The following is a 20,326-nucleotide window of genomic DNA, read 5'->3' on the forward strand; positions in this document are numbered from 1 at the left end:
GAGGACAGATGCACCCATAGACTGCGGAGTATGAGGGAAATTACACGCTCTTGTTACGACGAAGACGTAACAGGTATTGAACCGGGCCGGAGGCTGCATAGGCGAGAAACACCAGCAGCAGGATGCGCGGCGGATCACTGAACACCACTGCGAACACCAGCACCACAGCGAGGATTGCCACGAACGGCACACGGCCTTTCAGGTCCAGCTCCTTGAAGCTGTTGTACTTGATGTTGCTGACCATCAGCATGCCGGCCGCAGCCACCATCAACGCAACCAGGAAAGACATTTTGGAGCCCTGGATGCCGTAATCGCTGAACGCCCAGACAATGCCCGCAACAACACCCGCCGCCGCCGGGCTGGCCAGACCGATGAAATAGCGCTTGTCCGCCGTACCGACCTGAGTATTGAAACGTGCGAGACGCAGCGCCGCACCCGCGACATAAACGAAGGCGACCATCCAGCCAACCTTGCCCATGTCACCCAGGGCCCAACCGAAGGCCAGCAATGCCGGCGCAACACCAAAGGCAACCATATCCGACAGCGAGTCATATTCGGCGCCGAAGGCACTCTGGGTATTGGTCATGCGGGCAACGCGACCATCGAGGCCGTCGAGCACCATGGCAACGAAAATCGCGATGGCGGCAAAAGCAAAGTACTTGCTTGCATTGACCGAGTCGCCGGCGCTCAAGGCAGCCTGCGCACTCATCGAGTTGATGATGGAATAGAACCCCGCGAACAGGTTCGCAGTGGTGAACAGATTCGGCAGAAGATAGATACCACGATGCCGGACTTTACGACCTTCAGCGTCATGCCCTTCCTCGACATGTTCATCGATGGGCAGCAGGCTTTCGGCGTCAGAAGCCTGGTTTGGCTCTTCGGGGCGTTCGCTCATGGACATTACCTTGCAACGGGGTGGAAAGTTTGGACAGGTGTCTGGGACGACGGTTCGGCCGCAAACGATGCAGCTTTATACCAGAACCGGCCTCCCAAACGAAAAAACGCGGCCTAAGCCGCGTTTTTCGTACAAGCGCGTGACTTAGTTCTTGGCTTTGTCGACGATTTTGTTGGCACCGATCCACGGCATCATGGAGCGCAGTTGCTCACCGATGATTTCGATACCGTGAGCGGCGTTGTTACGACGCTTGGCGGTCATCGAAGGATAGCCGGTAGCGCCTTCGCTGATGAACATCTTGGCGTATTCGCCGTCCTGAATACGTTTCAGGGCGTTGCGCATGGCCTGACGGGATTCGGCGTTGATGACTTCCGGGCCGGTCACGTATTCGCCGTATTCGGCGTTGTTGGAGATCGAGTAGTTCATGTTGGCGATACCGCCTTCGTACATGAGGTCAACGATCAGCTTCAGTTCGTGCAGGCACTCGAAGTAGGCCATTTCCGGCGCGTAGCCAGCTTCAACCAGAGTTTCGAAACCGGCTTTGACCAGTTCAACCGTACCGCCGCACAGAACGGCTTGCTCGCCGAACAGGTCGGTTTCAGTCTCGTCCTTGAAGGTGGTTTCGATGATGCCGGTACGACCGCCGCCAACGCCGGCAGCGTAGGACAGAGCGACGTTCTTGGCGTTGCCCGAGGCGTCCTGGTAGATAGCGATCAGGTCAGGGATACCGCCGCCCTTCACGAACTCGGAACGTACGGTGTGGCCTGGTGCCTTCGGCGCGATCATGATCACGTCGAGGTCAGCGCGCGGCACAACCTGGTTGTAGTGGATCGCGAAGCCGTGGGAGAAGGCCAGGGTGGCGCCTTTCTTGATGTTCGGCTCGATTTCGTTCTTGTACAGGGAGGACTGGAATTCGTCCGGGGTCAGGATCATGACCAGGTCGGCAGCCGCGACAGCGGAAGCAACGTCGGTCACTTTCAGGCCATGGGCTTCAGCCTTGGCAACGGTAGCCGAACCTTTACGCAGGCCAACAGTCACGTCAACGCCGGAATCTTTCAGGTTGCACGCTTGAGCGTGACCCTGGGAACCGTAACCGATGATGGCAACTTTCTTGCCCTGGATGATCGACAGGTCGCAGTCTTTATCGTAGAAAACTTTCATGAATTTCCCCTATATCAGGCCGTTCAGGCCGTTCGCTAATTTGGTTTAGATGCTGAGTACTTTGTCGCCGCGGGCAATGCCGGTCACGCCACTACGGACGGTTTCCAGAATCGAGGCGGTGCCAATGGACTGAATGAAGCTGTCGAGCTTGTCGCTGGTACCGGTCAGTTGAACGGTATACACGCTGGCGCTGACATCGACGATCTGTCCACGGTAAATATCGGTAGTGCGCTTGATCTCGGCGCGCTGGGCGCCGGTGGCCTTGACCTTGACCAGCATCAGTTCGCGCTCGATGTGAGCACTCTCCGACAGGTCGACCAGTTTTACCACTTCGATCAGCTTGTTCAGGTTCTTGGTGATCTGTTCGATGATTTCATCGTGGCCAACTGTGGTCAGCGTCAGACGCGACAAAGTCGGGTCTTCGGTCGGCGCCACGGTCAGGCTTTCGATGTTGTAGTTGCGCTGCGAGAACAGACCAACCACACGAGACAGAGCGCCAGGTTCGTTTTCCAGAAGCAAGGAAATAATGTGCCGCATGATTAGGTACGCTCCGTCTTGCTCAGCCACATATCGCGCATGGAGCCGTCTTTGATTTGCATCGGGTAGACGTGCTCGCTGGTATCGACCGAAATATCGATCACTACCAGGCGATCTTTCATGGCGAACGCCTCTTCCATCTTCGACTTCAAATCTTTCGATTCGGTGATGCGTACGCCGACGTGACCATAGGCCTCAGCCAGCTTGACGAAGTCAGGCAACGACTCCATGTAGGAGTGCGAGTGACGGCTGCCATAGCTCATGTCCTGCCACTGACGAACCATACCCAGCACGCCGTTGTTCAGGATGACGATTTTTACCGGCAAACCATATTGCAGACAGGTGGACAGTTCCTGAATGTTCATCTGGATGCTGCCCTCGCCCGTTACACAGGCGACGTCCGCATCCGGGAAGCTCAACTGAATGCCCATGGCCGCAGGGAAACCGAAGCCCATGGTGCCGAGGCCACCAGAGTTGATCCAACGGTTCGGCTTGTTGAACTTGTAGTACTGCGCGGCGAACATTTGGTGCTGACCAACGTCGGAGGTCACAAAGGCGTCGCCCTTGGTCACTTCGCACAGGGTTTCGATCACGGTTTGCGGTTTGATCTTGCTGCCGTCGCCCTTGTCATACGGGAACAGGCCGCGATCACCACGCCACTCGTCAACCTGCTTCCACCAACTGGCAACGGACTCCTTGTTCGGGGTCTCGCCGATTTCCTTGAGGATCGCGACCATTTCAGTCAGGACGCTCTCAACCGGACCCACGATAGGCACGTCGGCCTTGATGGTCTTGGAGATCGAAGCCGGGTCGATGTCGATGTGAATGATCTTGGCGTTCGGGCAGAACTTCGATGCACCGTTGATGACACGGTCGTCGAAACGCGCGCCGACAGCGAGGATCACGTCAGCATGGTGCATCGCCAGGTTGGCGGTGTAGCTGCCGTGCATGCCGAGCATGCCGATGAACTGACGGTCGGTGCCAGGGTAGCCACCGAGGCCCATCAGGGTATTGGTCACTGGCAGATTGAGCATCTTCGCCAGTTCGGTCAGTGGTGCGGAACCGCCACCAAGGATCACGCCGCCGCCCGAGTACAACACAGGGCGCTTGGCCGCCAGGAGCATTTCTGCCGCCTTGCGGATTTGACCGGAGTGACCGCGAACAGCCGGGCTGTAGGAGCGCAACTTGGCTTTTTTCGGGAAGACGTATTCGAACTTCTCGGCCGGGTTGGTCATGTCTTTCGGGATATCGACAACGACCGGACCAGGACGACCGGATTGCGCCAGATAGAAGGCTTTCTTCATGACTTCCGGGATTTCCGACGCGTGCTTGATCATGAAGCTGTGCTTCACGATCGGCCGGGAGATACCGATCATGTCGGTTTCCTGGAACGCATCGGTACCGACCATGGTGCTCGGCACCTGGCCGGAAATGACCACCATCGGAATGGAGTCCATATAGGCAGTGGCGATACCGGTGATGGCGTTTGTTGCACCAGGACCGGAAGTTACCAGTACCACACCGGCTTTACCGGTGGCACGGGCGTAGCCGTCAGCCATATGGGTAGCCGCTTGCTCGTGACGAACCAGGATGTGGGTCACTTCCGGTTCTTTGAACAGGGCATCGTAAACATGAAGAAGAGCACCACCCGGGTACCCGTAGATATATTTGACGCCTTCGTCGCGCAAAAAGCGGACGAGCATCTCACCGCCAGATAAAAGCTCCACGTTGCTCACCTCTAAAACGCCAGAATACCGCCCACGAAAAATGGGACGGGTCTTAATAGGTTTACTTCTCGGCAGAGCATGAGCGACGGTGGTCGCCGACTACGTCAGCACTGACTGAGCAAGTATTGGGATCGTCCCAAGTGTTGCGGGCTTTTCCCACCCAGCGCGAGGTAACGCGTTGCGGGTGTAACAGGTCGACGCGGATATGCGCCTCATGATCTGCCGAGAGGGTCTGCTTCTGGCAGTCCCTGTACAGCGGACTTTGGATTCTTCTGTTTCGTCCCTCGCAAGTCAAGCCGTCTAAGTGTTTTATTCTAGTAAGCACATGAGAACGCAAGAAAAAACCCATAAACCGCCAGCGCGTTAGCTCCAATTGCGCAACTTTTGCCAAGAATTGGCACGCGAACGCACTGACGCAGCATCGGCCAATGACATACAGAAAGTGATTGTGGATAACTGCCAGCAGGCGCTGGCAGCTTCTGGCTCAGCGAGACGCCGTGATCAACTGATCAAACTGTTTGAGCAATACCTGCAACTGCCGGTCCTTGCCCTGGACATTGCGTCCGGCAAAGACCATTTCGGCCATTTCCTGAATGCCCGAAGCGTTGGGTAGCGGCAAATCCTGCTCAAGGATCATCTTCATGCGTGGCAGGAAGATCCATTGCAGCCATTGCTCGAAATCCAGTGTATCGACCGAAAAAGGCTCGACACTGGAAAGCTCTTCAGCAGATGGCGAGACTTCATCCCACCACCCTTGCACCCGCAACTCACGCTCGATCAACAACAGTTGATCGGCGATTTTCAGAAAACGCGCGTCCATCACCCCGTTACCTTGGCCTTCTGACGAGCCAATGCCGCGCCCTGGGAGTCACCCTGTTTTTCACGCGCCTGGCCAATCAGTTCCCACAAATTGGCCTGCAGGGCCGGACGGCCATTGGCAAAGGTCAGCCCACGGCGAGCGAACTGCTCGGCTTGCGCCGCATCGCCTTGAGCCATGCGCACCTGCGCCAGGCGGTAAAGCACCTGCGGCTCACGCGGAGCAACGCGCTGGGCGCGCTCAAGGCTGGAGGAGGCACCATTGAGATCACCACTTGCCTGTTGCTGTTGAGCGGTGGTCAGCAAGGCCAATACCGGGCCGTCCAGTTGCTCGTCCGCAGAAAGTCCGCCCGAACTGGCCGACGGAATCCCGCTTGGCGACGACGGCATGTTGTAGCTGCCCTGATTGATCGGCGCCGACTGGACCGGCGACGTGTCAATTGGCCCCGGCGTGATCGGACCCGGGGTTATCGGCGTGGTGCTGATCGGCGTTGAAGTCGTTGCAGCGCCTGGCACCATCACCACTACACCGCTGTCACCTTGCGGAATCGCCTGGGTCCGGGACTGACCCTGCGCAGGGCGCTTGACGGTCGTCTGGCGGAAGCCGCCATTGGCCGAGATCCGCTCACTATTGGACACGGCGGTGCCGGAGTCCACGACCGGGATCGAGCCACGTTGTACGGTGGAGCAACCGCTGAGCAAAGCTACGGCGGCAACCGCTGGAATCAACCACTTGTTCACTTGAAACCCTCTTTGCTTAATTCATCCAGCCCTTGACCCAATCCATCACCGACTCAGCAGGGTTTTCACCACCGCAAGCAGCGCCGGGAGGCGGTTCGCTGCCGCGAATATACGGCATCTGCACGGCACCTGGGCAACCGGCGTCAGAACCTTGCCCGGTACGGGAATCGACCCAGGCCTGAACAATATTATCCGGCTGTGGCATGTCCAGCGGCAACGGGTCGGCCTTGCGCATGAAGCTGGTCCAGACCTGCAAGGCTCCGGTGGCGCCGGTAAAAGGCGTCTTGCCGTTGTCATCGCGCCCCAGCCAGACCACCGCCAGCAAGTCCTGACTGAAACCGGCAAACCAACTGTCCCGCGAGTCGTTACTGGTACCGGTCTTACCCGCCAGGGTCAGGGTCCTTGGCAACACGTTGTAAACCGAACTGCCGGTACCTTCACGCATCACGCGCTGCATGGCGTTCTGGATCAGGTAAATGGAGGCCGGATCGAAACGCTGCTGAATCTGGAACGGATAACGCTTGAGCGGCTCGCCCTCGGCAGTCAGCACGCTACGAATACCGCGCATCGGCGTATTGAAGCCGCCGTTGGCGAGGGTCTGGTACATGGTTGCCACTTCGATTGGCGTCATGCCACCGGCCCCGAGCAACATCGACGGGAAGGCCGGGAACTCACGAGTCACACCCAGGCGCCCCAGCGTCTTCAGGACGTTAGGCACACCGACCGCCAAACCGAGACGCGCAGTCGACAGGTTGTAGGAATGCGCCAGACCTTGATAGAGGAAGACCGTACCGTGAGAACGACGATCGTAGTTCTGCGGTTTCCAGACCTGACCATCGGCGCCCTTGACCGAGAAGGACTCGTCCGACAGCCAACTGGTCAATGTGTACTGACTCGGCTTCTCCAGCGCGGTCAGATAAACCGCCGGCTTGATCAGCGAGCCGATCGGCCGCACCGCGTCCAGCGCCCGGTTGAACCCGGCAAAACTGGCCTGGCGACTGCCGATCATGGCCTGCACTTCACCGGTCTCCGGGTTGGTCACGACCATTGCCGCTTCGACGTCATCGGAACCCTTGCGCCCCGACAGACGCTTGAAGGTGTCGTTGACCGAGGCCTCAGCCTTCATCTGCAGGATCGGGTCGAAACTGGTGAAGATCCGCAGCCCTTCCTCGGTCAAGTCTTCGTCGCGATAGTCTTCGCGCAACTGACGCTTGACCAGATCGAGGAAGCCGGGGAACGAGCTGTCCGCCAGACTGCCGCGCTTGGTCACGCCCAGCGGCATTTTCTTCGCCGCCTCAACCTGCTCGGCGGTAGCGACGCCCTGCTCTTGCAGCACATCGAGTACCAGGTTGCGCCGCTCAAGGGCGCGCTCCGGATTACGGCGCGGATTGTAGGAGGATGGCCCCTTGACCATGCCCACCAGCAACGCCACTTGATGCAACTTGAGTTCGGCCAGCGGCTGGCTGAAGAAGAACTGGCTGGCGAGACCAAAACCATGCACCGCGCGCTGGCCGTCCTGCCCGATAAACACTTCGTTGAGGTAAGCCTCAAGGATTTCGCGCTTGTCGTAATGCAGTTCAAGCAGCAGCGCCATCATTGCTTCGGTGAGTTTGCGGCTCAGGCTGCGCTCGTTGGTCAGGTAAAAGTTTTTGACCAATTGTTGAGTCAGGGTACTGCCGCCCTGGCGCATGCGGCCGGACGAACCGTTGACCCAGACTGCACGGGCGATCGACTTCGGCGAAACACCAAAGTGATGATAAAAATCGCGATCCTCGACCGCCACCAGCGTTTCAAGCAAGTACGGTGGCACCTGATCGATCTTGATCAGGATCCGGTCTTCGAGGTTTTTCGGGTACAGACCGCCGATCAGCAGCGGCTCCAGGCGCACCACCGACAGTTTCGAGCCTTTTGCTCCCGACAACTCGGCCACGTAATCGCCGGAGAAGCGCACCCGCACCGGTTGTGCCTGCTCCATGCCTTCATAGAACTGGAAGCCACGGGTGTTCAGATCAACGACATTACCGTTGACCGACGCCGCGCCCGGACCATTGGCCACGCTTTCACGGCGATAGCCCAAGGCATCGAGTTCGGTCAGGAAATCGTCCCTGCTCAGCTTTTGTCCGACGAACAGCTCGAGCGGACGCGCGTAAACCTTGGCCGGGATGGTCCAGCGCTTGCCGGAGAACTTCTCCTGGACGATAGCATCAAGGTAAACGGCGAATCCGGCCAGCACTACCAGGCCGACCAGACTGAGTTTAATGGCCCAGCCCAGCCACGGGCGCAGGCCCCTGGAGGGTGGTTTTTTTGGGGTACGGGGAGTTCGGGTACGAGTCATGGCGGCGGATTATACGCACTTTATTCATACTCAACAGGAGCGCTCCGAGGTTTGCGCCAGGCGGACTTACGGCCATAATGACGGCCTTGATTTTCCAGACTCTGAAGGATCGCCTGTGAGCCAGTCCCTGATCGCTGCCCTGCAAAACCCTGCCCTCTACCCGCATCCTGTAGACGGATTCCAGGTCATCGAAACCCATATTTCCTGGGTCGTTCTCACGGGCCCCTTCGCCTATAAAGTGAAGAAGCCGGTCAATTTCGGTTTTCTCGACTTCACCAGCCTTGAGGCTCGCGAACACTTTTGCGCCGAAGAACTGCGCCTGAACCAGCGCCTGACCGAAGATTTGTACCTGGAAGTGCTGCCCGTCACCGGCAGCGCCGAGGCTCCGCAACTGGGTGGCGAAGGCCCGGCCATCGAATATGTACTGAAGATGCGCCAGTTCCCGCAAAACGGATTACTGAGCACCCTTCAAGCCAATGGCGAACTGACCACCGCACACATCGACGAGATGGCCGAGCAAATCGCCCGCTTCCACCTCAGCGCACCGAAAGTACCGGCCGGGCACGAAGCCGGCACACCGGACAGCGTCATGGCACCGGTGCGGCAGAACTTCGAACAGATCCGCCCGTTCCTCAGCGATAAAGCCGATCTGTTGCAACTCGACGCCCTGCAAGCCTGGGCCGAAAGCAGCTTCGAGCGCCTCAAACCGCTGTTCGCCCAGCGCAAGGCCGAAGGCTTCATTCGTGAATGCCACGGTGATATCCACTTGGGCAACGCCACCGTGATCGACGGCAAGGTCGTGATCTTCGACTGCATTGAGTTCAACGAACCGTTTCGCTTTACCGACGTTTATGCCGACACCGGCTTCCTGGCGATGGACCTGGAAGATCGCGGCCTGAAGTGCCTGGCGCGCCGTTTCATCAGCCAGTATCTGGAGCTGACCGGCGACTATCGCGGCCTCGAACTGCTGAACTTCTATAAGGCCTACCGCGCACTGGTTCGCGCCAAGGTCGCCCTGTTCAGCATGCCGGCCGAAGCCAGTGCGGTGCAGCGCGCCACGACCCTGCGCCAGTACCGCAACTACGCCAACCTGGCGGAAAGCTACAGCACCATTCCTTCGCGCTTCATGGCCATTACCCACGGCGTTTCCGCAGTCGGCAAGAGCCATGTCGCCATGCGTTTGGTCGAAGCCCTGGGCGCGATTCGCTTGCGCTCCGATGTCGAGCGCAAGCGTCTGTTCGGCGAGCAAACCGTCGAGAATGACGTCCAGGCCGGTATCTATAGCGCCGACGCCAGCGCGGCGACCTATGCCCGCCTGCACGAAATCGCCGACGTCATTCTGCGTGCTGGCTTCCCGGTGGTGGTCGACGCTACTTACCTCAAGCGTGATCAGCGTGACAGTGCAGCGAAGATTGCCGAGGCCACGGGCGCCCCCTTCCTGATCCTCGACTGCAATGCACCTCAGGCCGTGATCGAAAGCTGGCTGGCCGTGCGCCAGGCAGACAAGAAAGACCCGTCCGACGCCACCCTGGCCGTTATTGCAGCCCAGCAAGCCAGCCGTGAAGCGCTGACACCCGCAGAAATCCTCTGCAGCAAGCGCGTCCAGACCAATGAAAGCGGGACGCTCGATACCGTTGTCGCGCAAATTCGCCAGCGTCTTCCGGGCCTGTAAGAAACCATTTCAGTCGTGAGGCCCGCGCTGGCTTCACGATTGTCAAATAGTGGCACTATAATGGCGTCATAAAACCATCAGGTGATGCGACATGAGCCAGCCTAAACTTCTCGACACACCGCTTTATGCCCTGCTGCACAAAGACGACATCAGAGGCTTCAACAGTGAGCGCCCCAAGGATGGCCCCATCGACATGGCGGGTGGAGACTTCCGGGGGCTGGACCTGCGCGAACTGAATGCCGACGGTGTGGATTTCAGCAACGCTTACTTCCGCTCCGCCGACTTGCGCGGCATAGACTTCAGCAAAGCGAACCTGGAAGGCGCGAGCCTGGCCCACGCACAAATCTCCGGCGCCTACTTTCCAGTGGAGCTCAGCGCCGACGAAATCCTGATGTCGATGAACTTCGGCACACGATTGCGCTATCGCACCCGCTGATAAACGTCGCGGACTGACACGTCCAGCGCCCCTCGTTGCGCTGGACTGCGGGGATGCTCACCCGTAATTCCTGACTATTCCCCACCTATTCCTCCCGCGTTCGCGGATTTTTCACACTCTGCCAATACTCGTCTCTTAGAAGCATTTGCGTCGAAAACCAGCAAACAATCACGCGTTTCCTACTGATGGCTACACTCCTCAGAAGATTGCCCACGCTCTCCATTCGGCCATCGCAAGGAGGCTTGATGAATGATGAACTGCAACACCTGAAGAATCTTGGCAAGACGTCAGCGCAATGGCTGCATGCCGTGGGCATCCATAGCGCGTCGGACTTGCGTCGCCTCGGGGCGGTGGATGCTTATCGGGCCGTGCGCACGCGCGGTTTTCGGGCGTCCAAGGTGTTGTTGTACGCAATTGAAGGTGCCCTGATGGACGTTCACTGGAACGACATTCCTGCCGAGCGCAAGGAAGCGTTGAACAAACAACTGGAAGCTATCTCTTCACGCCACAAGAACTGATCCGGCAAATATTTCTGAAGTTTTTCAACCTGAAACTCAATGATTACAGGGCCTGTAGAAGTAAATTCGGCGAATCGCAAAGAAATCAAAAAACAGCGGTTGACTTGGTAATGAGAATCGATATGATTATCACAACTGGTCGCGAGACTGGTCGATATTCTGAAAAGCCCTTGGTTCGGACTCTCGGATTATCTCCTCATCAGGCTAATCACGGTTATTTGACCCGGCTCTTGCCGGGTCTTTTTTTGCCTGTTGAAAAGTACTGACGGGGTCCGGCGATGGATGCTCCATGCAGAGCACGGCGACACAGGTGTGTCAGGCGCATAAACAGCTTTCTTCAAAGGTTTCCCGGGCATCGAAGGAGCAGGCCAAGTATCCTCGTCGACAGGCACTTGCACCCTACGGGCAAGACGGCCCTTTGATAATTGTTAGTATTTGACCGTCAAGCTCGGACATATCTGCTCACGAGTTGCGGGACCGAGGATAGACATGAAGTTGCTTTGCGCAGGTGCCGAACTGGTCAATGGCAGCAGTCGCGGGTTCGACATTGATGGCCAAAAGTTTTTTGCGGTGCGCCGCAGCGGACAGGTTTATGTCTATATCAATCGCTGTCCGCACCGGGGCGTCGGCCTGGAGTGGCATCCCGACCAGTTTCTTGACCCCAGCAACAGCCTGATCCAGTGCGCCACCCATGGCGCACTGTTTCTGATCGAAGACGGTGAATGCGTCGCCGGCCCTTGCGCGGGGCAAGCCTTGACCGGCGTGACCTGTCGCGAGGATGAACAAGGGATCTGGATCAGCCTTTAGCCACCCGACAACACGTCCAGACGCCGGTCGACCCGCATTTCTTCGTGGCTCAACCGCACACCGTAAGCCAACACTTCGACCCCACAGGCCACAGCTTCACGCAAGGCCTGCGCATAAGCCGCATCGATTTCCTGCGCCGGGCGCACGGCCTCGATATCGGTCAGGCAGACACAGTACAACTGCACCGCGCGAATACCGTCCCTGGCCAGATGGGCCAGCTCCCGCAGATGCTTGGCGCCACGCTGGGTGACCGCATCGGGAAACGCCGCCACCGCCGTACCGTCGAAACCCAGGGTCACGCTTTTGACTTCGACGTAGGCCGGCCCGTCGGGATAATCAAGGCGAAAATCGATGCGACTGTTTTCCTGACCGTAAGCCACTTCGCGCTTGAGCCCGGTAAAGCCGTTCAGTTCTGTGATGACACCCGCTCGCAGCGCCTCTTCGATCAAACCATTGGCCCGGGCAGTGTTCACGCAAAACAGCCGCCCTTGCGGGGTTTCACCAATCTCCCAAGTGCCAGGCAACTTGCGTTTCGGGTCGTTGGAGCGGCTGAACCAGACCTGCCCGCCCTCGACCTGACAATTGAGCATCGAGCCCGTGTTAGGGCAGTGAATGGTCAGCAACTCGCCGCCAACGGTTTCGATGTCGGCGAGAAAACGCTTGTAACGACGGATCAGGCGACCTTCTTCGAGGGGAGGATGAAAATGCATCAGCCTTTCCAGCTCCGCAAACCACGAGCGATACGCTCCACCGCCTCCTGCAAACGCTCAAGATTCTGCGTATAGGCAAACCGCACATGATGCCCGGCCTGATAACGCCCGAAATCCAGCCCCGGGGTGAATGCCACATGTTCGGTTTCGAGAAAATGTTTACAGAACGCGAAGGCATCGCCGCCGAACTTGCCGATATCGGCGTACAAGTAGAAAGCCCCTTCTGGCTCCACGGCAATGCCGAACCCCATATCTCGCAAGGCCGGCAGCAGGTAATCCCGGCGCCGACCAAATTCGGCGCGACGCTCTTCGAGAATACTGATGGTTGCTGGCTCGAAACAGGCCAGGGCAGCGTACTGCGCCATGCTCGGAGCACTGATATAGAGATTCTGGGCGAGTTTTTCCAGCTCACCGACGGCAGCGTCGGGGGCCACCAGCCATCCGAGTCGCCAACCGGTCATTCCGAAATACTTCGAAAAACTGTTCAGAACGAATGCACTGTCGTCGACTTCCAGCACGCTGGCCGCATCGGTGCCGTAGGTCAGGCCGTGATAAATCTCGTCGACCACCAGATGACCGTGGCGCTCCTTGATCGCGACAGACAGCTTCGCCAGCTCGTCGCGGGTCAGGATCGTGCCGGTCGGATTGGCCGGCGACGCCACCAATGCACCAACACTGTCGTGATCCCAATGACGTTCGATCAGTCCAGGCGTCAACTGATAACGCACATCCGGACCGACCGGCACCAGTTGTGCCGCGCCTTCCACCAATCGCAGAAAGTGCCGGTTACATGGGTAGCCCGGGTCCGCCAGCAGCCAGTGTTTACCGAGGTCTACCAGCAAAGCGCTGGCCAGCAGCAACGCGCCGGAGCCGCCAGGTGTGATGAGGATGCGCCGCGGGTCGATGTTCAAACCGTAACGCTGCTGATAAAAGCCCGAAATGGCCTCACGCAGCTCAGGAATACCGCGCGCGGCGGTGTAACGGGTCCGCCCTGCCGCCAGAGCAGCCTGGCCGGCCTGGATGATCGGTTCGGCAGTGGTGAAGTCTGGCTCACCGATTTCGAGGTGGATCACGTCATGGCCGGCCGCCTGCAACTCGTTGGCTCGCGCCAACAGCGCCATGACATGGAAAGGTTCGATCGCGCGACTGCGGGCACTGTAGGGCTGAGCCATTGGCCTTCCTTCAACGGGAAAAAAACCGATTCTACCCAAGCGCAGGAACGAGCGAGAACCTAATGCGGTCAGAGGCCTTATAACTCCCGGCCGCAAACGACTCAAGCGCGAGCGCAAGGTTTGACTAAAATCAATAATTGAGCAGGGTTCCAGAGCCACCAGTCAACGGTTTGTCATCATTGGCAAGCACCCTGTGCCGCGAGCTCGACATCCGGGAGTAGCGCGGCCCGAGTTGATCTGGTAAGTTCGCCCGCTTGCAGCCGCAGGGCCGGCAGGTGCCGGTGATGGAGCAATCCTGCGCAGATGGATTACAAGAGTAGAGGCGGTCTATTTCATGTCCACCCAAGCAAAGCAGCAAAACCAGACGATCAGCGGCTTCGAGCCCTATGTTCAGAAAGCCGGCGAAGAGTACATGGGCGAGCCCATGCGCAAGCACTTCACCAAGGTTCTGAATCAGTGGAAACAAGAGCTGATGGAAGGTGTCGACAAGACCGTGGACCACATGAAGGACGAAGCGGCCAACTTTCCTGATCCGGCAGACCGTGCCAGCCAGGAAGAGGAATTCGCCCTCGAACTGCGTGCCCGCGATCGTGAACGCAAGTTGATCAAGAAGATCGACAAGACACTTCAGCTGATCGAAGACGAAGAGTACGGCTGGTGTGAATCCTGCGGCATCGAGATCGGCGTCAAGCGCCTCGAAGCGCGTCCTACCGCCGACCTGTGCATCGACTGCAAGACCCTGGCGGAAATCAAGGAAAAGCAAGTCGGCAAATAATTGCGACTTGAACGAAGAACGGAGCGTGCGAACGCTCCGTTTTTGTTTCTAAAATTCGCCTAGGCAAAACACTGTGGGAGCGAGCCTGCTCGCGAAGGGTCCATCAACTTCAACATTGATGCTGGCTGATACACCGCTTTCGCGAGCAGGCTCGCTCCCACAGGTGCCTGGCGCAAGTCCGGAACAAGTGACATTGCATTCATGACCGCCACCTCCCCCACTTACATCGGTCGCTTCGCCCCCACGCCCAGTGGCCACCTGCATTTCGGTTCACTGGTCGCAGCGCTAGCCTCCTACCTTGACGCGCGCTCGGTGGGCGGACGCTGGCTGATGCGCATGGAAGACCTTGATCCGCCCCGCGAGGAACCCGGCGCCCAGGTGGCCATTCTCAAGGCACTGGAAAGCTATGGCTTCGAGTGGGATGGCGACCTGGTTCGCCAAAGCGAACGGCACGATGCCTACGCCGAGGTGCTCAATCGCCTGTTCAATCATGGTCTGGCCTACGCCTGCACCTGCTCGCGCAAACAGCTGGAACCGTATCACGGGATTTATCCGGGGCTGTGCCGCAATGCCGGCCATGGCGCCGACGATGCGGCCATCCGCCTGCGCGTACCGGAACTGGAATACCACTTCATCGACCGGGTGCAGGGCGAATACCGCCAACATCTGGGCCGGGAAGTCGGCGACTTTGTGATCCGCCGCCGCGATGGACTCTACGCCTATCAATTGGCCGTGGTCCTGGACGATGCCTGGCAGGGCATCACCGATATCGTTCGGGGTGCCGACCTGCTGGACTCCACGCCCCGCCAGCTCTACCTGCAAGAACTGCTCGGCCTGCCTCAACCGCGTTATCTGCATATCCCGCTGATTACTCAGCCTGATGGCAATAAACTGGGTAAATCCTACCGCTCGCCGCCGTTGACCGAGGATCAGGCAACACCGCTGTTGCTGCGGGCGCTACGCGCACTGGGGCAGAACCCAGGAGCCGAACTGGCTTACGCCACGCCACGGGAAGTGCTGAACTGGGGCATTGCCCACTGGGATGCCTCGTTGATCCCGCGCACACTGAGCCTGCCCGAGGCACAGTTGCTGTGATCGCACTTGCAGTGGCGCGCCCATCCGTTACCATCGCCGCACGTTTTCGGGCACGCGCATAAAAAAGAGAGGCCGGGATGTACATCTATCGCTTGGTCCTGCTTTTGGTAGTGGGGATTTACCTGTTTTCCCCGGCCATCATGGATTGGTGGATCGACGCCACTGGCGCTTGGTATCGCCCTTATCTGCTCTGGCTGATTCTGATCGTCGTGACCTTCATCCTGCAGAGCCAAAAAGATGCCGATGAGCTTTAGCCTGACCCAGATGATCCTGATCAGCGCCGCGTACCTGGCGGTGCTGTTCGGTGTGGCCTGGATCAGTGAACGGGGCATGATCCCCCGGGCGATCATTCGCCACCCACTGACCTACACCCTGTCACTGGGCGTCTATGCCAGTGCCTGGGCGTTTTACGGCACCGTGGGCCTGGCCTATCAGTACGGCTACGGTTTTCTGTCCAGCTACCTGGGCGTTTCCGGGGCATTTCTGCTGGCGCCAGTGCTGCTCTACCCGATCCTGAAGATCACCCGCACTTATCAACTGTCGTCCCTGGCGGACTTGTTTGCCTTCCGCTTCCGCAGCACCTGGGCCGGAGCGCTGACCACGATTTTCATGCTGGTCGGCGTATTGCCGTTGCTGGCGTTGCAGATTCAGGCGGTCGCCGACTCCATCGGCATCCTCACCCGAGAGCCGGTGCAGCATCGCGTGGCCCTGAGCTTCTGCGCATTGATTACGCTGTTCACGATTTTCTTCGGTTCCCGCCACATTGCCACCCGCGAAAAGCATGAAGGCCTGGTGTTCGCGATTGCCTTCGAATCGGTAATCAAGCTGATCGCCCTCGGCGGCGTCGGGCTGTATGCGCTTTACGGCGTGTTCGACGGCCCGCAACAGCTGGAACTGTGGCTGCTGCAAAACCAGACCGCGCTCGCGGCCCTGCACACGCCATTGCAGGAAGGCCCGTGGCGCACCCTGTTGCTGGTGTTCTTCGCCTCGGCCATCGTGATGCCGCACATGTATCACATGACCTTCACCGAGAACCTCAACCCGCGTTCGCTGGTCAGTGCGAGCTGGGGCCTGCCGCTGTTCCTGCTGCTGATGAGCCTGGCGGTGCCGCTGATTCTCTGGGCCGGCCTGAAACTGGGTGCCACCACCAATCCGGAATACTTCACCCTGGGCATCGGTATCGCCGCCAACAGCAAGGCGCTGGCGTTGCTGGCGTATGTCGGCGGGCTGTCCGCCGCCAGCGGCCTGATCATCGTCACCACGCTGGCGCTGTCCGGGATGGCCTTGAACCACCTGGTGCTGCCGTTGTATCAACCTCCGGCCGAAGGCAACATCTACCGCTGGCTGAAGTGGACCCGCCGCGCGCTGATTGTCGCGATCATCATGGCCGGCTACGGCTTCTACCTGATGCTTGGTGCCGAGCAGGACCTGGCCAACCTCGGCATTGTCGCGTTCGTCGCCACGTTGCAGTTCCTGCCGGGCGTACTTTCGGTCCTGTACTGGCCGACCGCCAACCGTCGCGGCTTCATCGCCGGCTTGCTGGCGGGGATTCTGGTGTGGCTGGTGACCATGTTGTTGCCGCTGGTTGGCAACCTGCAAGGCTTCTACATTCCACTGCTGAACATGATCTACGTGCTGGACGACACCAGCTGGCACATGGCGGCGATTGCCTCGCTGGCGGCCAACGTGCTGATGTTCACCCTGATCTCGCTGTTCACCAACGCCAGCACCGAAGAGGCCAGCGCTGCCGAAGCCTGCGCCGTGGATAACGTGCGCCGCCCGCAACGCCGGGAACTGCACGCCGCCTCCCCCCAGGAATTCGCCACGCAACTGGCCAAGCCATTGGGTGCAAAAGCGGCGCAGAAAGAAGTGGAACAGGCACTGCGCGATCTCTATCTGCCCTTCGACGAGCGTCGACCGTATGCCCTGCGCCGCTTGCGGGACCGCATCGAGGCCAACCTCTCCGGCCTGATGGGCCCGAGCGTGGCCCAGGACATGGTCGAGACGTTCCTGCCGTACAAGGCTGGCGGCGAAAACTACGTGACCGAAGACATTCACTTCATCGAAAGCCGCCTCGAGGATTACCACTCGCGCCTGACTGGCCTGGCCGCCGAACTCGATGCCCTGCGCCGCTATCACCGCCAGACCCTGCAGGAGTTGCCGATGGGCGTTTGCTCGCTGGCCAAGGATCAGGAAATCCTCATGTGGAACAAGGCCATGGAGGAACTCACCGGTATCGCCGCACAGCGCGTGGTCGGTTCGCGCCTGAGTACCATTGCCGACCCGTGGAAGGAGTTGCTGCAAGGCTTCATCAATCTGCCGGACGAACACTTGCACAAGCAGCACCTGGCCCTCGACGGCCAGACACGCTGGCTGAACCTGCACAAAGCCGCGATCGACGAACCCCTCGCACCGGGCAACAGTGGCCTGGTGTTGCTGGTGGAAGACTTGACCGAAACCCAGATGCTCGAGGACAAACTGGTGCACTCCGAGCGCCTGGCCAGCATCGGTCGACTGGCGGCCGGCGTGGCCCATGAAATCGGCAACCCGATCACCGGTATCGCGTGCCTGGCGCAGAACCTGCGCGAAGAACGTGAAGAAGACGGCGAGCTGAAGGAAATCAGCGGGCAGATCCTCGAACAGACCAAACGCGTGTCGCGCATTGTCCAGTCGCTGATGAGCTTTGCCCATGCCGGCAGCCATCAGCACAGCGACGAGCCCGTCTGTCTGGCCGAAGTGGCTCAGGATGCCATCGGCCTGCTGGCCCTGAACCGACGCAATTTCGAAGTGCAGTTCTACAACCTGTGCGACCCCGAACACTGGGTCGAAGGCGACCCGCAACGGTTGGCCCAAGTATTGATCAACCTGCTCTCAAACGCCCGTGACGCCTCGCCTCCCGGCAGTGCGGTACGGGTCAAGAGCGAAGCCGGCGAACACACGGTCGATCTGATCGTGGAAGACGAAGGCAGCGGTATTCCGTCGAGCATCATGGACCGATTGTTCGAACCTTTCTTCACCACCAAGGACCCTGGCGAAGGCACCGGTCTGGGCCTTGCACTGGTCTATTCCATCGTTGAAGAGCATTATGGACAAATCACCATCGACAGCCCGGCTGATGTTCAAAGCCAACGCGGCACCCGAATCAGGGTTACCTTGCCGCGTCATGTCGAAGCGACGTCCGCTGTGAACTGAGACCGTCGAGAGTATCGAATCAATGCCGCACATTTTGATCGTCGAAGACGAAACCATTATCCGCTCCGCCTTGCGCCGCCTGCTGGAACGTAACCAGTACCAGGTCAGCGAAGCCGGTTCAGTGCAGGAAGCACAAGAACGCTTCACCATTCCCTCGTTCGATCTGATCATCAGTGACCTGCGCCTGCCGGGTGCGCCTGGCACGGAGTTGATCAAGCTCGCCCAAGGCACGCCGGTGCTGATCATGACCAGCTATGCCAGCCTGCGCTCGGCGGTCGACTCGATGAAAATGGGCGCGGTGGATTACATTGCCAAGCCATTCGACCACGACGAAATGCTGCAAGCCGCCGCACGAATCCTGCGTGACCGACAAACGGTACAGGCCGGCGCTGAGCCGGCTGCCGGCAAAGCCGCCAACGGCGCGGCGAAATCCGGTGCCGACAACAGCAACGGTGAAATCGGCATTATTGGCTCGTGCCCGCCGATGCAGGACCTGTACGGCAAGATCCGCAAAGTGGCACCGACCGATTCCAACGTTCTGATCCAGGGCGAATCAGGTACCGGTAAGGAACTGGTGGCGCGCGCCCTGCACAACCTGTCCAAACGCGCCAAGGCGCCGATGATTTCGGTTAACTGCGCGGCCATTCCGGAAAGCCTGATCGAATCCGAATTGTTCGGCCACGAAAAAGGCGCATTCACCGGCGCCAGCGCCGGGCGCGCCGGCCTGGTGGAAGCGGCGGACGGCGGCACCTTGTTCCTCGACGAAATCGGTGAACTGCCGCTGGAGGCCCAGGCTCGCCTGCTGCGCGTATTGCAGGAAGGTGAAATTCGCCGGGTAGGCTCGGTGCAGTCGCAGAAAGTCGATGTGCGCCTGATCGCCGCGACTCACCGCGACCTCAAGAGTCTGGCGAAGATCGGCCAGTTCCGGGAAGACTTGTATTACCGCCTCCACGTTATCGCGCTGAAGCTGCCAGCCCTGCGCGAACGCGGTGCGGACGTCAATGAGATTGCCAACGCCTTCCTGGCGCGGCAAAGTGCGCGAATCAACCGCACCGACCTGAAGTTCGCCGCGGATGCCGAGCAGGCCATTCGTCACTACTCCTGGCCGGGCAACGTTCGTGAACTGGAAAACGCCGTCGAGCGCGCCGTTATTCTGTGCGAAAGCCCGGAAATTTCCGCCGAGCTGCTGGGCATCGACATCGAGCTGGGCGACCTGGAAGACGACGAGTTCATTGGCCTGTCCCCACAACAGGGCAACGGCAACGCCAGTAACAACAACCACGAACCGACCGAAGACCTTTCCCTGGAAGACTATTTCCAGCATTTCGTCCTCGAGCATCAGGACCATATGACCGAAACCGAGTTGGCCCGCAAGCTCGGGGTCAGCCGCAAATGCCTGTGGGAGCGCCGTCAGCGCCTGGGCATCCCGCGGCGCAAGACCGGGGTGGCCAGCGAAAGCTGAACCGCACCTGTCTCATGTGCGGGTAACACGTGACATTGTGGAAAAACTGTTACCTCAGCTTTTTCACGTAACAGAAGCCGGGGCTTACGGTAACGAAGCCCCGGCTTTTTTTGGCCCTCAAAACGCCTGGCAATCGGCCTAACCCCTTGTTTTACTGGGTTTCTAAAAAGTTGGCACGCACCCTGCTATATGTTTGATACAAGAACAATAACAAGCAATGCACAAGACAATAAAAATAAGACGAATCGACTCACGCACAATAAAAACAAGACGGC

The 20,326-nt window shown here is 59.1% G+C and carries 18 protein-coding genes; 9 read left to right on the forward strand and 9 right to left on the reverse strand.

The window, feature by feature from the left end; all coding sequences use genetic code 11:
• Window positions 1-40: 40 nt before the first annotated feature.
• The 7 genes from pssA to mrcB form a co-directional block, all read right to left on the reverse strand.
• Window positions 41-895, reverse strand: a complete 855-nt coding sequence (gene pssA / locus ACEN8Z_RS27440) for a CDP-diacylglycerol--serine O-phosphatidyltransferase (protein WP_277531793.1) — start codon at window positions 893-895, stop codon at window positions 41-43.
• Window positions 896-1,039: 144 nt separating this feature from the next.
• Window positions 1,040-2,056: a ketol-acid reductoisomerase gene (gene ilvC / locus ACEN8Z_RS27445; RefSeq protein WP_003228216.1), complete on the reverse strand. Its 1,017-nt coding sequence runs from the start codon at window positions 2,054-2,056 to the stop codon at window positions 1,040-1,042.
• A gap of 45 nt (window positions 2,057-2,101) precedes the next feature.
• Window positions 2,102-2,593 carry an acetolactate synthase small subunit gene (gene ilvN / locus ACEN8Z_RS27450; protein ID WP_003205610.1) on the reverse strand — a complete coding sequence of 164 codons (492 nt, stop codon included), beginning with the start codon at window positions 2,591-2,593 and terminating at the stop codon, window positions 2,102-2,104.
• Between the two features lie 2 nt (window positions 2,594-2,595).
• Window positions 2,596-4,320 carry an acetolactate synthase 3 large subunit gene (locus tag ACEN8Z_RS27455; RefSeq protein ID WP_108232442.1) on the reverse strand — a complete coding sequence of 575 codons (1,725 nt, stop codon included), beginning with the start codon at window positions 4,318-4,320 and terminating at the stop codon, window positions 2,596-2,598.
• A gap of 484 nt (window positions 4,321-4,804) precedes the next feature.
• Window positions 4,805-5,140, reverse strand: a complete 336-nt coding sequence (locus ACEN8Z_RS27460; RefSeq protein WP_495596264.1) for a YqcC family protein — start codon at window positions 5,138-5,140, stop codon at window positions 4,805-4,807.
• Window positions 5,140-5,877 (reverse strand): tetratricopeptide repeat protein, encoded by a 738-nt coding sequence (locus tag ACEN8Z_RS27465; protein WP_442100338.1) that lies wholly within the window; start codon window positions 5,875-5,877, stop codon window positions 5,140-5,142. The genes ACEN8Z_RS27460 and ACEN8Z_RS27465 overlap by 1 nt, the downstream gene beginning before the upstream one ends.
• A gap of 16 nt (window positions 5,878-5,893) precedes the next feature.
• A complete protein-coding gene (gene mrcB / locus ACEN8Z_RS27470) occupies window positions 5,894-8,212 on the reverse strand; it encodes a penicillin-binding protein 1B (RefSeq protein WP_495596265.1) in 2,319 nt (772 codons plus the stop codon).
• 115 nt (window positions 8,213-8,327) lie between these two features.
• Between mrcB and ACEN8Z_RS27475 the strand changes: the two genes are divergently transcribed.
• The 4 genes from ACEN8Z_RS27475 to ACEN8Z_RS27490 all read left to right on the forward strand — a co-directional run bounded on the left by ACEN8Z_RS27475 (window position 8,328) and on the right by ACEN8Z_RS27490 (window position 11,645).
• Window positions 8,328-9,884 carry a bifunctional aminoglycoside phosphotransferase/ATP-binding protein gene (locus ACEN8Z_RS27475; protein ID WP_007995313.1) on the forward strand — a complete coding sequence of 519 codons (1,557 nt, stop codon included), beginning with the start codon at window positions 8,328-8,330 and terminating at the stop codon, window positions 9,882-9,884.
• A 91-nt stretch (window positions 9,885-9,975) separates the two neighbouring features.
• Window positions 9,976-10,320 (forward strand): pentapeptide repeat-containing protein, encoded by a 345-nt coding sequence (locus ACEN8Z_RS27480; RefSeq protein ID WP_007990076.1) that lies wholly within the window; start codon window positions 9,976-9,978, stop codon window positions 10,318-10,320.
• A 245-nt stretch (window positions 10,321-10,565) separates the two neighbouring features.
• On the forward strand, window positions 10,566-10,838 hold the full coding sequence (locus ACEN8Z_RS27485; protein WP_007971093.1) for a TfoX/Sxy family protein: 273 nt from the start codon (window positions 10,566-10,568) through the stop codon (window positions 10,836-10,838).
• 489 nt (window positions 10,839-11,327) lie between these two features.
• Entirely contained in the window at window positions 11,328-11,645 is a 318-nt protein-coding gene (locus ACEN8Z_RS27490; RefSeq protein ID WP_495596266.1) for a Rieske (2Fe-2S) protein, read from the forward strand.
• Here ACEN8Z_RS27490 and sfsA read toward each other — a convergent pair.
• Together sfsA and ACEN8Z_RS27500 are read right to left on the reverse strand one after the other, a co-directional pair.
• Window positions 11,642-12,355: a DNA/RNA nuclease SfsA gene (gene sfsA, locus ACEN8Z_RS27495; RefSeq protein ID WP_495596267.1), complete on the reverse strand. Its 714-nt coding sequence runs from the start codon at window positions 12,353-12,355 to the stop codon at window positions 11,642-11,644. The genes ACEN8Z_RS27490 and sfsA overlap by 4 nt on opposite strands.
• Complete coding sequence (locus ACEN8Z_RS27500) at window positions 12,355-13,527, reverse strand: pyridoxal phosphate-dependent aminotransferase (RefSeq protein ID WP_495596268.1); 1,173 nt, start codon at window positions 13,525-13,527, stop codon at window positions 12,355-12,357. The genes sfsA and ACEN8Z_RS27500 overlap by 1 nt, the downstream gene beginning before the upstream one ends.
• A 334-nt stretch (window positions 13,528-13,861) precedes the next feature.
• Here ACEN8Z_RS27500 and dksA point away from each other — a divergent pair, with 334 nt between their 5' ends.
• The 5 genes from dksA (at window position 13,862) to ACEN8Z_RS27525 (ending at window position 20,051) form a co-directional block, all read left to right on the forward strand.
• Window positions 13,862-14,302, forward strand: a complete 441-nt coding sequence (gene dksA / locus ACEN8Z_RS27505) for an RNA polymerase-binding protein DksA (RefSeq protein WP_108232433.1) — start codon at window positions 13,862-13,864, stop codon at window positions 14,300-14,302.
• Between the two features lie 201 nt (window positions 14,303-14,503).
• Window positions 14,504-15,397 (forward strand): tRNA glutamyl-Q(34) synthetase GluQRS, encoded by an 894-nt coding sequence (gene gluQRS / locus ACEN8Z_RS27510; RefSeq protein ID WP_495596269.1) that lies wholly within the window; start codon window positions 14,504-14,506, stop codon window positions 15,395-15,397.
• A 77-nt stretch (window positions 15,398-15,474) separates the two neighbouring features.
• Window positions 15,475-15,651, forward strand: a complete 177-nt coding sequence (locus ACEN8Z_RS27515) for a hypothetical protein (protein ID WP_003176118.1) — start codon at window positions 15,475-15,477, stop codon at window positions 15,649-15,651.
• Window positions 15,635-18,589 carry a sensor histidine kinase gene (locus ACEN8Z_RS27520; RefSeq protein WP_007990065.1) on the forward strand — a complete coding sequence of 985 codons (2,955 nt, stop codon included), beginning with the start codon at window positions 15,635-15,637 and terminating at the stop codon, window positions 18,587-18,589. The genes ACEN8Z_RS27515 and ACEN8Z_RS27520 overlap by 17 nt, the downstream gene beginning before the upstream one ends.
• A 22-nt stretch (window positions 18,590-18,611) precedes the next feature.
• Window positions 18,612-20,051, forward strand: coding sequence for a sigma-54-dependent transcriptional regulator (locus ACEN8Z_RS27525; protein WP_495596270.1), 1,440 nt, complete (start codon window positions 18,612-18,614; stop codon window positions 20,049-20,051).
• Window positions 20,052-20,326 lie beyond the last annotated feature (275 nt).

The sequence above is a fragment of the Pseudomonas sp. Pseusp10 genome, from assembly GCF_059492225.1.